At 37.3% G+C, this 16369-nt stretch carries 13 protein-coding genes; 4 read left to right on the forward strand and 9 right to left on the reverse strand.

From position 1 onward, the window contains the following. Positions 1-71 precede the first annotated feature (71 nt). Positions 72-734: a class I SAM-dependent methyltransferase gene (locus BAQ48_RS11275; protein WP_071711139.1), complete on the forward strand. Its 663-nt coding sequence runs from the start codon at positions 72-74 to the stop codon at positions 732-734. Positions 735-785: 51 nt separating this feature from the next. Here the strand turns inward: BAQ48_RS11275 and BAQ48_RS11280 are convergent, their stop codons facing one another. Together BAQ48_RS11280 and BAQ48_RS11285 are read right to left on the reverse strand one after the other, a co-directional pair. Continuing rightward, the gene (locus tag BAQ48_RS11280; protein ID WP_071711140.1) at positions 786-3263 is read right to left on the reverse strand and encodes a YhgE/Pip domain-containing protein; all 2478 of its coding nucleotides are present in this window, start codon (positions 3261-3263) and stop codon (positions 786-788) included. A 216-nt stretch (positions 3264-3479) separates the two neighbouring features. Then, positions 3480-4052, reverse strand: coding sequence for a TetR/AcrR family transcriptional regulator (locus BAQ48_RS11285; protein WP_071711141.1), 573 nt, complete (start codon positions 4050-4052; stop codon positions 3480-3482). Positions 4053-4374: 322 nt separating this feature from the next. On the opposite strand from BAQ48_RS11285, the gene BAQ48_RS11290 reads away from it, so the two are divergent. After that, positions 4375-5229 (forward strand): hypothetical protein, encoded by an 855-nt coding sequence (locus BAQ48_RS11290; protein ID WP_071711142.1) that lies wholly within the window; start codon positions 4375-4377, stop codon positions 5227-5229. 114 nt (positions 5230-5343) lie between these two features. Here BAQ48_RS11290 and BAQ48_RS11295 read toward each other — a convergent pair whose 3' ends face one another. Next, positions 5344-5643 carry a hypothetical protein gene (locus BAQ48_RS11295; RefSeq protein ID WP_071711143.1) on the reverse strand — a complete coding sequence of 100 codons (300 nt, stop codon included), beginning with the start codon at positions 5641-5643 and terminating at the stop codon, positions 5344-5346. Between the two features lie 99 nt (positions 5644-5742). After that, the gene (locus BAQ48_RS11300; protein ID WP_071711144.1) at positions 5743-8109 is read right to left on the reverse strand and encodes a DUF6359 domain-containing protein; all 2367 of its coding nucleotides are present in this window, start codon (positions 8107-8109) and stop codon (positions 5743-5745) included. Positions 8110-8347: 238 nt separating this feature from the next. Here BAQ48_RS11300 and BAQ48_RS11305 point away from each other — a divergent pair, with 238 nt between their 5' ends. Continuing rightward, positions 8348-9700, forward strand: coding sequence for a DUF4026 domain-containing protein (locus BAQ48_RS11305; RefSeq protein WP_071711145.1), 1353 nt, complete (start codon positions 8348-8350; stop codon positions 9698-9700). Between the two features lie 52 nt (positions 9701-9752). Here BAQ48_RS11305 and hemY read toward each other — a convergent pair whose 3' ends face one another. The 4 genes from hemY to BAQ48_RS11325 form a co-directional block, all read right to left on the reverse strand. Beyond that, positions 9753-11174, reverse strand: coding sequence for a protoporphyrinogen oxidase (gene hemY, locus BAQ48_RS11310; RefSeq protein WP_071711146.1), 1422 nt, complete (start codon positions 11172-11174; stop codon positions 9753-9755). Between the two features lie 19 nt (positions 11175-11193). After that, on the reverse strand, positions 11194-12129 hold the full coding sequence (hemH, locus tag BAQ48_RS11315) for a ferrochelatase (protein ID WP_000726769.1): 936 nt from the start codon (positions 12127-12129) through the stop codon (positions 11194-11196). A 14-nt stretch (positions 12130-12143) separates the two neighbouring features. Next, on the reverse strand, positions 12144-13190 hold the full coding sequence (gene hemE, locus BAQ48_RS11320) for a uroporphyrinogen decarboxylase (RefSeq protein ID WP_071711147.1): 1047 nt from the start codon (positions 13188-13190) through the stop codon (positions 12144-12146). 189 nt (positions 13191-13379) lie between these two features. Then, positions 13380-15497 (reverse strand): transglycosylase domain-containing protein, encoded by a 2118-nt coding sequence (locus tag BAQ48_RS11325; protein ID WP_071711148.1) that lies wholly within the window; start codon positions 15495-15497, stop codon positions 13380-13382. A 127-nt stretch (positions 15498-15624) separates the two neighbouring features. On the opposite strand from BAQ48_RS11325, the gene hmoB reads away from it, so the two are divergent. Continuing rightward, positions 15625-16122 (forward strand): heme-degrading monooxygenase HmoB, encoded by a 498-nt coding sequence (hmoB, locus tag BAQ48_RS11330; protein ID WP_071711149.1) that lies wholly within the window; start codon positions 15625-15627, stop codon positions 16120-16122. A 99-nt stretch (positions 16123-16221) separates the two neighbouring features. Here the strand turns inward: hmoB and BAQ48_RS27555 are convergent. Next, positions 16222-16369, reverse strand: a 148-nt coding sequence (locus BAQ48_RS27555) for a PH domain-containing protein (RefSeq protein ID WP_165613792.1), incomplete at its 5' end; no start/stop codon positions are given.

The raw sequence follows: 16369 nt of genomic DNA on the forward strand, positions 1-16369 counted from the left end.
GCGATATGTTCTATCCGATTATCTTTCACATATATTGAAAGGAATGAATTAAAATTCAAGGAGGAATATGAATGCGATGGATTTATTATGATCCTATATTTGAGGTGGACCAAGTCGCTCCATCTGTTAGAACTTCTTCGCCATGGACTGGTCACAACAAATTTGCATATGATCTCGTTACATTTTTCAAACCTCAAAAAATAGTAGAACTCGGAACATATTACGGTTCCTCTTTCTATAGTTTTTGTCAGGCCGTAAAAGACGAAAAGCTTTCCACACAATGTACCGCAATTGATACTTGGCAAGGAGATCCACACGGTGGTTACTACGGAGAAAATGTATTCGAAACTGTAACACATGTGCTGAATACGTGTTATTCAGGAATCGGAAAGACGATTCGTTCTACATTTGATAATGCTTTAGATCAATTTGAAGATGAAAGCATCGATTTATTACATATCGATGGGTTTCATACATTTGAGGCGGTCGCACACGATTATACTACATGGTTACCAAAGCTTAAAAAGAACGGTATTGTTTTATTTCATGATACAGCCGTTTTAGAAAATGGATTTGGTGTATATATATTATGGGATACTTTAAAAGCACAGCACCCTCATCTAGAATTTACACATTCGTACGGTTTAGGCGTTCTCTTTCCAAAGGGATATGAGGAAAAGTTCGAAAATGTACTGAAGAACAATAAAGAACTACAGCTCAAGTACGGCGGGTAAACTCCTACTATAATTAGATACATAAAAAGCACCATTTAGGTGCTTTTTTATTTATACTTCAACCGATTGATTTTCAGCAATATTTTTAAATTGTCGTTTGTGCATCCAAGTTAATGAAGCTATTGTTCCAATTGATAATACAACGATAAAGATCATGAGTATTCCAATGTTTTGCCACATGAAGTTAAAGTCTCCACTTGATACGACTGCTTTCAATCCTGATACAGAGTATGTCATTGGTAACCAAGCATGAAATGGTTGTAAAAATTTCGGAATTAATTCTAGCGGGAATGTTCCCGCACTCGTTGTAAGCTGTATAATTAATGTGATGATGGCGATGAAACGTCCTGCATCACCGAATGCTGTTACTAAACATTGAATTAATGCGATAAACGCTAAGCTTGTAACGATGCTAAAGAGTATGAAATACGGAATACTTTGTACTTCTACACCTAATCCGAACAATAAAATGACATCTGCTACTATTGCTTGAATAATGCCGACTGATAGTAATACGCCAAACTTGCTAATAAACCAGCTAAATCCGGATTTTGGAACACCGACTGTATCACGTAACGGGTATACGATAGATAATAGTAATGCCCCAACGAATAAACCAAGTGATAAGAAATACGGCGTAAATCCAGTTCCGTAGTTTGGCACTTCCGCCATTTTCTCCGTCTTCACTTTTACAGGGCTTGCAAACATATCATACGTTTTAGCTGTTCCTTTTACTTCACCTGTTTTTTCTGCCCCTTCACCAAGTTTCTCAGCGAGTTCACCTGAACCATCGTTTACTTTCACGAGTCCATCTGTCACTTTTCCTGATCCGTCTGCTAGTTTACTTACTCCGTCGATTAGCTGGGTTGAACCAGTTGATATTTTATTTAGACCACCATTTAAAGTGCCTATGCCTGTCGTTACTTGGCTTGAACCGTCTGCTAATTGCGTTATTCCTCCTGACATTTGATTTGCTCCTGCGGATAATGTACCTAAACCGCCTGTTACTTGGCCTGAGCCATCCGCTAATTTCGTTACGCCATCAATTAATTGACCTGACCCGTTATTTAATTTATCTACACCTACTTTGGCATTATTTAATCCTTCACCAAATACATGAAACTTACTTACAAATTCGTTTTGCGCATTCGTTAATTTTTCAATGCCCTTCGTTAAAGTGGTAACCACTCCTGAATGCGGTAATTTGTTTTGCATTTCACTCGTCTTTTGATTTATTTCACCTTTTAGTTGTTTTACTTCTTCGTTTAGTTGCTTTGTTCCACCCGATACTACAGCAACTTTTTGTTGAACTGTCGCTGTACTTTTTGCCGCATTTGTAATATACGGTTGTAACTGCTCTTGATATTCTTTTGGTAAACTCTCAATTTGCTTTTGTAAATTAGCTACATCTTGCGTTGCATTTTTTGCATCTCCTGCTGTTGATTGAGTAAATTCATTTAACTGATTTACGTTTTTTTCAGCTCCATCTATTTTCTCATTTACTTTATTTAATATGGTAGGAACTTTCGCCTGCATTTCCTCTAAACCTGCAGCAGAACTTTTCACTTTGCTATCTAACTCTTGCAAACCATTTTTGATTTTTTGAGAACCTTCCTCTAATTGACTTTGTCCTCCAACAAGCTGTTCCATACCAGCTGCTAATTCATTCGTTCCTGTTTTTAATTCACCTGATTTATTTACTAATGTATTCAAGCCCGCTGTTACTTTCTGAGACCCATCTTGTAACTTCCCGATACCTGTCTGCATCTCACCTGTTTTATTACTTAACGTATTTAAACCTGCTGTTACTTTTCCTGACCCATCTTGTAATTTACTAGATCCATCAGCTAACTTTTGAACCCCATCTTTCATCTCCCCAGACTTCCCTTGAAGTGTATGGAGCCCTTCTGTCACTTTCCCCGATCCATCATACAATTCACTAGATCCGTCGTGTAACTTATTTGCCCCATCCGCCCCATCTGCTAATCCTTTTGAGACGTCTTTCATGGAATCAAACATTTTCTCTGCATATGTTTTCGTTAACGTACTTGCTACTTCACCTTTCATTTTTTCAATGGCTGTTCCGCCAATTTGTGAAGATAAGAAGTTTAAGCTTTCGTTTGGAATGTATTCTAAGTTTAATGGTTTCGGATCGTCTTTTAACAGCGTTGTAGCGTTACTTGAGAAGTCATCTGGAATACGTACTAACATGTAATACTTTCTATCTTCCATTCCTTTTTTCGCTTCTTTTTCGCTCACAAACTCCCATTTAAAACTTTTATTATCTTTTAAGTTATCAACGAGTCCTTTTCCGACTTCAATCGGTTTCCCATCAAATACTGCCCCTTTATCTAAGTTGACTACCGCAACCGGTAAATCATCTAACTGTTTATACGGATCCCAAAAAGCCCATAAAAACATTCCTGCATATAAAATCGGTACAAACAAAACCGCGATAATTGGAATTAATATTTTTTTACTTTTTATAATTTCAGCAAATTCTTTACGAAATAACTTATACCCTCTCATAATGTTTCCCCCTTTTTTAAAATGACCAAAATTAACTTCTGGTCATTTTCACCCAAATAAAAAGGCTGTACTCGTTCATACATATGCCTTATCCCCGAATTTATACTATGCAACTTTTCCTCAATTTGAAAGTAATATTTCTATTATCCCCCCTTAAATCAAATATATGACCACTTTGTTCAAATGGTCATTTTTTATAATAATAAAAGGATTATCTTAATTTGACAATCCTTTTAATAAATAAAGTTCAAATAATTCTGCGATCTTTTCTTTTTCTAACGGTTCATGATTTTTTTCCCAATCAAAAATAAGCGATACGTATAAGCGAAGCATAATAAATGCTGTAATTTCTGGATCACATTTGCTAATTTCACCTTTATCAATCGCAATTTCTAAATACGATTGAATGACAGAAACGATTTCCACATCTACTTGTTGCATCACTTCTTGTACTTCCTTCGTTCCCATATCACGCTCTTCTTGAATTAATTTAATCATGAGCTGATGTTCTTTTCTAAATTCTAAGATGCTATATAATGCTCTATGTACATTTTCAAAAAATGAAACATCTGAACGAATTGCATCTTTTGCAACTTGCTTCATTTCTGTAATTAAATTAGAAATAATTTCGCCAAATAGCTCTTCTTTATTTTTGAAAAAAGTATAAATCGTTCCTTTTCCTACATTCGCTAACTTCGCTACTTGATCCATCGTTGTTGCTTTATAACCGAACGCTGAAAAAGACTTTGTTGCAGCTTCAATAATAGAACGTTTTCGATCTATCGCCACATCATCACCTCCAAAAATGACCAATTGGATAATATAGTCAATCAGTACATCTTTGATATTACCACACGCTTACATTCTATACAAGTTCTCTTTTTTATTATTTCCAGTATAAACAATTCCAGTCAAGTTATATGATACTGTACATAGTGTATCAGAAGAAAAGAGAAAAGGAAAAGGTGTTCTAGATATATATAAACCTTACTTCTCAACAACAAATTTCCCTTTTTTCAAATAATCAAATAAAAAAACAAGAAAATCTTTACATTTAATAGTAATATAGAAAATAGACAAGTTTATCAAAATAGTGGAGGCTTTTTTAGTCATGATGCGTGCGCTTCGTTTAAATATAAAGCAAGCTTTTTGTAGTCGTATTTCTTTAATTATGATGCTTAGTGGATTCGTTCTTATTTGTATTTATCACTATTATTATGTAATTCGTTATTTAGGAGACGCAGCGAATGGTCCTATATCAACAGATTTAAAATGGATTGGATTTCGCGACAATGAAATGGATGTTTATTTATTATTAATGCCAGTTATTGCGAGTTTCCCCTTTAGTACAAGTTACAATTCGGATAAGTCAGATGGTTTTAAACCGTTTGTGAGTAAGGGGATTTCTATATTTCCTTATTCAGTAGCGAAATATATCGTTACGTTTTTTTGCGGAGGATTTCTTTATACGCTTCCATTCATCTTATCGTTATTATTTTGTAAATTAACCATTCCAGACGGAACACCTAAGATTGGTTCAGGCATCATAAATGCTGATGGAATGTTCGCAAACCTATATTTCAATGAGCCTCTCACTTACATCGCTGTATATATCGGAATTAATTTTTTATTTGCAGGTTTAATGGCCCTTTTAGGACTTGCTGCATCTGTATGGTCACAAAAAGACTATATGGCAATTCTCTTTCCATTCGCAGCCGCCTCCATTCCGTACGTCCTGCTAAATACAATACTTCCTTCAATAGGCGGAGCACCTTTTCATTTATATGATCCGAAACAACCATTGCAAGGCATGTCACCATATATTTTAATGACTCAGTGTGCTTTCTTCCTTTTCGTTAGCCTACTTATGTATATACAAGGAGTAAAGCGGGATAGAAAAAAATATAAAAGAAGACTGCAAAAAAGAGATCGGTGTAGAAAAGCGTTTCAAGTAATTTCAGACTAAATCATTGAACGAATAAGAGCGTAATTCCCTGAGTTAACTTAGAGAATTACGCTCTTATTATCATTTACATGTATCACTCGTATATTTTCGATACTCATATAATCAACCTCTCCTTTACGGCGTACCTGCCAATCCCCATAAAATAACGACCGTCGTAAAGTAAATCGCTTTAATACCTACAACTAAACATAATGAAATAATAGCATATTTACTTAATTCTCCTCTTGCGCCTATTAAAGTGAAGATAACCGCCAAACTAAACGTTACATAGGACACCGCTGTATTGATTAAGTTATACGTAATATCTAAATTTTGTGTAAGCCCTGTTATCTCCGCCACAAATTGAAGCATGACGAGCGTACTAAAAAAAATCGCAAGCTGGTTCATTACTTTTCCATTTAGTCGTGCTTGCATCTTTAACCCCTTCCATAAAACTGAATATTTAATTAATTTTAACATGATTTTGCAGAAAAAGAACGCTCAGTATATCTCTAAGCGTTCTTTCTCAACTATTTAAGAAGCCTTCTTCAAATCAATTTGAGCAAGTACTGGGTCGTGGTCACTTACACGTCCATGTTCCTTCATAATGTTTGAGTTTAAGTGTACTGGGTCTACAATTGTGTGCGGTGCGATGTTGTTTGTTACTAAAATATGATCTAACACTTGTGCATTTCCTTCATGAATATACGTGTAGCGGTTCTCTTTCGGCACTGTGTTTAACATATTTTTTAAGTTTGTTCCTTCTAACGTTTTTAATGGTTTAGCGAACTCAAAATCGTTCATATCCCCTAACACAACAACTGGTGCATTTGCATTCTTTTTCTGAATACCTTGTACGAAATGATTGACTTCTTGTGCTAACTGAACTCGTTTTTCCTCACTCTTTAATACGAGCGGCTGCACTTTTCCAAATGGCGTTGCATCTCCTATTTTTGAGTTTAAGTGATTTGCAACGACAACCATGTTTTGCCCTTGGAACGTGAATTCTGCCGCTAACGGTTTACGTGTACTTTCAAATAATGGATTTTCGTCTCCAATACGAACAACATTTTTATCTAGTAACTTCGGTACAGCTGCTAATTTCACGCGTGATGGGTTATAGAAGAAACCGACGCGAATGTTAGCCCCTGGTGCTCCTCCGTCTAGATTGTTGTTTGGAGCAATTTCTACATACTCATACTTCGGACCACGAATTTCTAGCACTGCATCAATGATACGTTTTGCGCTTAATGAAGCATCTGTTGTACCGTCATTAATCGATCCGTTATTATCTTGCATTTCCTCTACACCGATAATATCTGGCATTTTTAAATTGTATTTAATAGAATACGCTAACGCTTTTACTTTTTCATCTGTTGTTTCTTTTTTATTCGCCGAGAAGTTTTCAATGTTATATGTAGCAACTGTTAATTTATCAAGACGCGGCTGAATATTCGCCCCTACTTGCTTAAATCCACCGTCTACTACAGCTGGTAATTCCGTTATTGGCGCAATACGGAACGCACCATAATCATATCCGACTACCCCTGTTATATCTCCCGTGAACGTATCTCCTACTTTCGCTACATAATCACGAGGTACTTTTACAGAAAGACGCTCTGGGTTTAATTGATTTTCATCTAAAAGAGGTGTGCCATATTTCGTTACGACTTTTTCACCGCCATTTTGTACTGTTACATATAAATTCCCGTTTTTCTGAGGAGCAATAATTTTTGGTGTTGGCATCGTAACGCGCATACCTTCTACACTTTCATAAAAGTCAATTGCATCTTCATTTGGATCAAATAAACCGAATGCATCATTATCGATAATTTGGTCAGGTATTTTCACACCGTTTTCTCCAACTACAACCGGTGCTGGTAAAGATTGATCTTTTGCGATTACAGCAACGCGGCTCGCCTTAATTTCAGTCGTTGTTAAGTCTGTTTCAAACCTTTCTGCATATCCAGGTCCAACATATTCTTCTACTTCTCCATCAACTTGAATAAGATCTCCTACTGCTACATTCGCATCTTTTTTGTATACGTAAATACCTTCTGACGTAGCTGGGTCATTATCTGGTTGATTGTCTTCTATATAAAAACCATTTTTATCAAGTGCTGTTACAACGCCTTCCACACTGTATACTTTCTTCCCATTGTAAGGAGAAATGTGTGATTTCCCTTGAATATCATGAATACGAACCGGTTCATTGTTTACGATAATAAATGAAAATGTTGAAACTGCTGAAGAAGTAAGTCCTTCTTTTTCAGCAATTGCTTTCACTACACTGTTTTCATTCACTATAATTTGTCCGTTATAACGAACACTTTTATTTGTAGGATTAGAACCATCTAACGTGTAGTAGATTGTTGCTCCTTCTGTGTTCGTTGTTAATGTTACTGCTGTTCCTTTCGCAACTTCTCCCCCATTCGGTGAAGCCACTACATCGCTAACACGGTTTTGTCCTTCTCCTTGAAACTTATGAGCCGTTACTGATTTTAAACCTGGGCTACTAAAATATAATTCAAGCGTCCCTGTTAAACTAACTTTCTTCCCGATATTTTCAGGATGATCTTTCACGTTTACTGCCGCTCTCACATCACCTTTTGGCAACTGAACAGGCATGATTTTGTCTGGATTCGTTTCATTTGGCGAATCGGCAATTGCCACATTTGTGTCGTCAAACTTAGCCGGATCCTTCGTGTACTTAGAAGGACTTTGTGTATATCCAACGATATATCCTTCGACTATCCCTTTCGTTTTCCCTTGCTGCTTAAATACTTGAATTGCTTTTTCTACTGACATAGAAGTAGTTTCTTCTGCTTGTGCTAAAGTTCCAGTAAATGAAAGCAATAGCACGAGTGATAAAAAGATACTTAACAATTTCTTCACAGCCATTCCCTCTCCCTATTTCATATTTTCTCAACATGTCTATCATATCAAATGATTCGTTATATAGAACTATGTTTCGACAAGTTTTACAAAAAATTAATCTAATTTACTCGTTTTCAAACTATAATACAAAATAATAATTTTACAGCCTCTATGAATGCACTCTATAATGTTAGAGAGAAAACAGAAAATATCGAAATTTCATTGGCATGTAAAATGGATTCATTTGAATAGGAGTGATTGGATGGAAGTGCAAACAGAAACATACCGCGCAGCTATGAATGGAACATTAGAACGTCATTTTTCAGATATGATTGCTGTTATACCAACTAGAATTACAATTGAGCAGTTAAAACAGCGACTAGAGAATATCGCTACTAAAGTTGATGAGTTAAAAATTGTTTACAATGATGAGACAAGCCTTATTGTTGAGTTACATATAGACGAAAAAGTCATACCGTATGAACTGCATATTGATGAGGCGAATGACCCAGAAGAATATAAAATGTACAATAGACAAGATTCTACAATCGTAGATCGTAATTTTGAAGATGCGGCTTTCGGTACTGAAATTTTCACTCGCACACTATTTGTAGGCGATGTGCTGGACTGCTTTTTCCAGCAGCTACAATTTTTATGGAACCTCGCCCCAGATTTGTTATTTGTAATTGATTCAAGTGCAGCAATGAAGGTAATATCTAGAAGCTATATTGAATATCACGTTGAAAATGAATTATTACCTGACATTCCTGACTTATACGTTATTCATTCCGTTTATGAAGACGATAAAGAAGGCGAGCCTGCGCAATATTGGTTTCATACACACGGCCTTTTAAGAGCGGGCGTAACAGAAATAGAATTAATTATTCCAAATTGCATTTCTTCCTACTACGGCATTGGTGACCTCTTTCAAACATTTGCTAATAATGCCGTTGAGAATGGACAAGTCCCTATGAATGAGCCTATCGTTATCGCGCATAGTCAGCAGGGTTCTATACATACAGTAGCCGTTCCGTGGGAAAAAGGATTATCTTATATTGGGCATAAAACGAGTATGGATCAATTATCTTCAATAGAGGATGAAGAAGTGAAGCTACAACCAATAGATGCACAAAACACATTCTTAGGCGGGATGGATGACCGAGATGAATACCATCAATCTCCATCCGTTCTCTTATTCAAATTTAATACTTCAGAAGAATGTATCGAAAGCTTTTTCAAAGAACACGAGGAAGCTACAGGGCTCATGTTTTATAAAACAAATAGTGAAACGGCTCGTATGGCTTACAATGCCAAAAATACTTTCGGGTATTTCAGCAACATTTTTCAAATTGAGCAATCAAATGAAGGTTTTCGTTTCCTCGCTAAGTTTGGTGTTTCCTATGAAGAGGGTAAAAGCGAACATATGTGGTTTGAAATGCAACATATTACAGAAGACCTTATTGAAGGAATACTCATTAATGAACCATATTTTATAGAAGATATGAGTGAAGGAAATTCTTATCATTTAGATTTTGATGACTTAACAGAATGGGTTATTTATGCTGGTGATGCCGTTATAAAGCCAAATAACTTATATATGTTTATTGGCGAATAAGTGTTTTATATAATAAAAGAAACGCCTTCAATACGATTGAAGGCGTTTCTCTTTATTGTGCGATTAATTCCGTATTCGTTACTTTCTCCAAATGAGATAGTACACGCTTTGCGGCTTTCTCACCTTGATCAATACAGTCCGGCAGACCAGAACCAGCGTAAGAACTACCTGCCAAGTATATACCTGGCAACTCTTTCTCCATAAATGTTGTGAGTTTCTTCATTCGCTCGTTATGACCTACTGTATATTGGGGCATCGCTTCTTTCCAGCGACTCACAATTGTGAAATCCGGATCCATTGTAATGTCCATTGTCTTTTGTAAGTCCTCTAAGACGAGCTGGACGATTTCCTCATCAGTTTGTTCTACAATTGCTTCATCACCAGGGCGTCCAACGTAGCAACGGAGAAGCACCTTCTCTTCTGGCGTTGTATGCGGCCATTTTTTATGTGACCATGTACATGCCGTAATGGAGAAGTCACTATTTCGCGATACGACAAATCCCGTTCCATCAATATCACGCTGAATGGCTAATTTCGGGAAAGCAAGTGCCACATTTGCAACTGATGTAGAAGGAATGTTACGGAAGAAACGGAACTGCTTGTACTGGGCAAACATAGATGGCAATACTTTATGAGAAGCTGCCATAACGATCGCATCTGCTTCGATTTCTTTGCCGTTACTCAGAGTGATTGTATAACCATCACCTTGTTTTGCAACTTTTTCAATGCGTGTTCCCTTCATTACCGTACCTTCGTGAATCTTTACTTCAAGAGATTCTACTATAGATTCTAAACCAGTTGTAACCGTTTGGAAGATTCCCTTTTTCGGCTCCGCTTTCTCTTCTTTCGGAGCGAGTGTACGCATGCCAAGCGAAATACTACGATGTTTTTGCTCTATTTGATATATTTGCGGGAATGTAGACATTAAGCTCATTTCATCAATATCCCCTGCATAAATACCAGATAATAATGGTTCTATTAAGTTTTCAACCACTTCGTTTCCGAGGCGATGTCTGAAAAACTGCCCGAGTGATTGGTCAGATACTGGTTTTGATCTAGGCATTAACAGATCAAAACCAGCTCTTAATTTACCAATCGGGGAGAACAAGCCTGAAAATAGAAACGGAGTAATTTGCGTTGGAATTCCCATCATTGCTCCGATCGGCATTTTATGTAACCGATTATTTACGAGAACAAATGATTGACCGGCCTTATTATTTACAAGTTCATCACCAAGCCCTAATTCTTTCACTAATTTAGCTGCACTCTCTTTTCTTGCTAAGAAAGAATCTGGTCCGCGTTCAATTGTAAATCCATCTTTTCGAACGGTTTGAATTTTCCCGCCCAGTCTACCAGACGCTTCTATAAGTAATGTATCAATCGGCAAGTTCTTTTCATGGATTTCTTTTTGTAAGTGATACATTGTTGTTAATCCTGTTATACCACCGCCGATGATCACAACTTTTTTCCTCAAGCAGGCTCCCCCTTTCTTTTTACAATACAGATTCTTTTTTCTTTACTACAACATCTGTTAAGCAATCAATAAATGCGTCCGATGCGTTTGGCATTTCTGGACGATAATATTTCGCGCCAATTTCATCCGTTACAACCTTACACTCAAAGTCGTTGTCATATAAAACTTCTAAATGTTCCGCAACAAATCCAACTGGTGCATATACGAATGAACTGTATCCATACTTTTCATTTAGTTCTCTCGTTAAATCTTGTACATCTGGACCGATCCAAGGATCTGGTGTGTTTCCAGCACTTTGCCAACCTACTGCATAGTTTGCTACTTCAGCGCCGCGTGCAATATAATCAGCTGTTTCATTTAATTGATCTGGATATGGATCGCCCATTGCGATAATTTTCTCTGGTAAGCTGTGAGCAGATACGATTAATACTGCTTTTTCACGCTCTGCTTCTGACATACCGTTATATATACCTTTCACTGCATCAACCCAGTACTGGATGAATTTCGGTTCTTTATACCAGCTGTCGATGCCATGAATTGTTAAGTTTCCAAGTTTCTCAGCTTCTTCTTGTGCTCGTCCAACGTATGATTTCACGCTAAATGTAGAATAGTGCGGCGCAAGAACAAGTGCAATTGCATCTTGTATACCGTCGTTATGCATATCTTTCACTGCATCTTCAATAAACGGTTCAATATGTTTTAAGCCAAGATACATGCAGTACTCTACTTCATCTTGCACTTCATTTAGACGCTTTTCTAACTTCTTAGCTTGCTCTAATGTAATAGTAGCTAAAGGAGAAATGCCACCAATTGCACGGTAACGCTCTGTTAAATCTTCTAGCATTTCAGGACTTGGCTTTCTTCCTCTGCGAATATGTGTATAGTAACGTTCAATATCTTCTTCTTTATATGGCGTTCCGTATGCCATTACAAGCAAACCAATTTTCTTTTTCATACAGCAATGCTCCTTTACTTCGCTAACTGCCCTTTAGAGTATTCATGAATAAATGTAGTTAAACGTTTTAATGTATCTGGATTTACTTCTGGGAATACACCGTGACCTAAGTTAAAGATATAACCTGGCTCTTTCATCCCTTGATCTAAAATACCTTTTACATGTTCTTCAATAACAGACCATGGTGCAAGTAAGAACGAAGGGTCCATATTTCCTTGTACCGCCTTATGAACGCCGCGTGCGCGTGCTTCTTCAATCGGTAAGCGCCAGTCTAAACCGACTACATCAAGCGGTAAGTCATGCCATTCATTCACTAAGTGTGCAGCGCCAACGCCGTGCATAATCATAGGAACACCCAGCGGGCGAACCTCAGCGAAAATACGCTCCATTGCTGGTTTAATAAATACGCGGTAATCTGCTACATTTACTGTTCCAACCCAAGAATCGAAAATTTGAACTGCTTTTGCACCTGCATTAATTTGCGCTTTTAAATATGTAATAACCATATCTGCCAGCTTATCCATTAAAGCGAACCAAGCTTTTGGCTCTGCATACATGAACGCTTTCGTATTATGGTAGTTACGAGAAGGACCACCTTCGATCATATAGCTCGCTAGTGTAAATGGAGCTCCTGAAAAACCGATTAACGGTACGTCTAGCATTTCTGTCGTTAATAAACGAATCGTATCTAATATGTAAGGTACGTCATCTTCTGGATTGATTTCCCCTAGTTTTTCTACGTCTTGTAAAGAACGGATTGGATTATCGATAACTGGACCAATACCTGATTTAATTTCAACGTCCACACCAATTGCAGGTAGTGGTGACATAATATCTTTATACAGAATTGCTGCGTCTACGTTATATTGATCAACTGGTAACTTTGTAACGTAAGCACATAACTCTGGATTATGTGTAATTTCAAATAAAGAATACTTTTCTTTTATCTTTCTATATTCCGGCTGCGAACGACCTGCTTGACGCATATACCATGCTGGTACATACTCTGTACGTTCCCCCCTACATGCTTTTAAAAATGTCTCATTTATAGTTCTTACCAAGACCCTTGCTCCCTTCCTTGCCAATGCTTTTGCTCTAAATACGTTCTATCCCGATATTTATCTTTTTTTACTATACAGCTTGTAAAAACAAAATGCATAATATTATGTACGTTGTTCATGAAATTGACACAAACATCCTTAAAAACGCTTACTATTTTCACAACATTCTTATTATAACACAGAGAAAAACTATGGTTTAGCTACTTTTGACTTTTCTCCTTCACGATTCGTTTGTGTGTTATATGGCACAACGTAAAAGCTCGGTTTTGAAAAGATGTTAACAAACTTTTCCTCATATTCTCCAGCACCTGTTACAGTACCTACATGCGTATGAATTCCGTTTTCCACTCTGTAAATTCGATACATAATTCTTTCATCTGGAAGAGGTGTCCAACTTAATTTCGTTTTAAATAAACCGAAAGGACTAAACGATAACTTCATTTTTACATTTTCAATCCGATGTAACCGAATCGGAGCACCGATTGTTTCCACACCTTCTGGTTTCATAAATTTCTCTTTCTGTTCTACATTTGCCTTCGTTAAAATTTTCTTAAACAATTTCGTCGCAGATGCACTTTCCCCTTGCAGCTGATGATCTTTATCTGTGCGGTCATAACCAATCCAAACAGCGCCTACTAAATTTGGTGTATACCCAACGAACCACATATCTCTTGCTCCGTTGTCGTCATTTGCCAAAGAAGTAGTACCCGTTTTGCCAGCTAACGCTCCTTTATACACACCCGCTTTCGCTGTCCCTTCCTTCACGACCCCTTCTAACATTTTTGTCATATACCATGCCGTTTGCTTTGAGAATATATTTGTTTCTACTTTTGGCGATTCCCCAATGACTGCGCCGTGTCTATTTAACACTTTATCAATCACGTGCGGCTCAATAATATCGCCATTTGCTAAAAATGCACGATACATTTTCACAAGATCAAATGGTGAAACACCGTTTTTTAATCCGCCAAGCGCTGTACTTAAACCAGCGTCTGCAATATGAACATTTCCTTTCTCTAAATATTGCTTTCCTTCTTCTACCCCTAACTCATTTAATAAAGAAACCGCTGGTACGTTTGCTGACTCTAACATCGCATCGTACATCGTCATTTCTTTCGTATACTCATGATTATAGTTTCGAGGTTCATATCCTTCGAAAGAACTTCTCTCATTCGTTAATAAAGAATATGGATTATACTTTTTCGTTTCGAGTGCTGGTGCATAAACGATTAGTGGTTTTAAAACAGAACCGGGCTGCCTTTTTGCAAAAACACGATTAAACCCTCTTGGCACATACTTTCTTCCGCCAATTGCCGCTTTAATTCCGCCCGTACGATTATCCATTAATAAAAATGCACCTTGCGCCCCTTCTTCTTTACCAGGGAAATTTCTCGCATCTTGAAACTGGTTATACGCTACCTTTTGAATCTTTTCATCCATCGGTACGACAAACGTATATCCACCGCGAAGCACTTCTTGATGAGACAATCCGTATAAACGAGCTGCTTCATCTATGACCATATCAATATATGGCATATATGCGAGCTCATTCTCATCTAAGTTTTTATATAGAGCAATTGTCTTCCCTTGATAACGTACGCTCTCTTCTGCCGTTAAATAGCCTTGTTTATGCATAAGTGACAATACGAGATCACGGCGCTCCTTACTCTTCTCCGGAGATAAGTACGGTGAATATCCGTTCGGTGCTTTCGGAAGACCTGCAAGCATTGCCCCTTCTTCTACCGTTAAATCTTCTACATTTTTATTAAAATACAACTTCGCTGCAGCTTGAATACCGTAAGCCCCATGTCCAAAATAAATATGATTCATATACATTTCAAGAATTTGTTGCTTCGTATATTTTTGCTCTAGTTGAAGGGAAATTGCGACTTCCTTCAATTTGCGCGTAAATGTTTTTTCACGAGTTAAAAAGACGTTTTTAGCAAGTTGCTGCGTAATGGTACTACCGCCCTCTACCTTTTCACCAGCTAACGTATCTTTATAAAGAGCCCGAAATATAGATGGATAATCAATTCCTTGATGCTCATAAAAACGAGAATCTTCCACCGCAACGAACGCCTGCTGTACATATTTCGGAATTTGCTCGACTGGTACGAGTTCTCTATTTTCTACGTATAATTTCGTAATTTCTTTTCCTTTCTGGTCAACGATACGTGATGAAGAGTGGAAAACGAGCTGCTTTTCATCCATCATATAGCCACCAGCTAACACGATAAGTTTATAGAGTACAATCGCTACTACCACCGTTGCGACGCCTCCTAATAAAGTCCACTTTACTTTCTTCATACATCGTCCTTCTTTCCAAATGATGGTACATTTATTATTTGAAAAAGAAGTATCTTTATGTATATAATCTTCGAAGTTTTTTTAGAGAATTGATATAATAGAAACAAACTATTAAGGGGGCATTACAATGAAGGCTATTATTTCATACGAAACACCTCTAGAACAATCACATTTCACTGCAAAAAACGATGAGAAAAATATGTTTTATAAAGAAAATACTGAAGAATCTGTAGAAGGATCACTTCAATATGACGTACTAGACGCTGTTGGTGAATTCAACGGACAACCTGGCTATATCGTTTGTAACAACATTTCTGTAACAGACGAAGGTCGCCCAGTATTTGAAAACCGTTTTAAAAACCGCGCAGGCCTTATCGAAAACGAACCAGGATTCCAAGCAATCCGCGTTCTACGCCCATTAAGTAACGATACATATGTCATCTTAACGATGTGGGAAACAGAGCAAAACTTTAAAGACTGGACAGAATCACGTTCATTCGAAAATGCTCATAAAAAACGCCCTGCACAAGCAGAAGGACAAGCTCCAGCGCATCCACATGCGGAACAGCAAAAGAGTATTTTCTCTCGTCCATCTTTTGTGACTACTTTTGATGTGTTAGTTTAATTTTAGGAGTTCAGAGACCGCGGTATGTGAACTTATATCGGCGATTTTTTGAATATATCGACTTATCGACAAATGACGACACACAAAAAGGAAACACCATTAAACACTGGTGTTTCCTTTTTCTTTGTACCAATTATATATACGAAGTGCATCTTCTTTACGCATATGCTTCACTTCATAACCTTGCCCCGCCACTGATACGGCAGCTGTACATAATTCGTCTTTCTTTTGAAAATACGATTGATTA

This window comes from Bacillus luti, from assembly GCF_001884105.1.
GTDB classification, from domain to species: Bacteria; Bacillota; Bacilli; order Bacillales; family Bacillaceae_G; genus Bacillus_A; species Bacillus_A luti.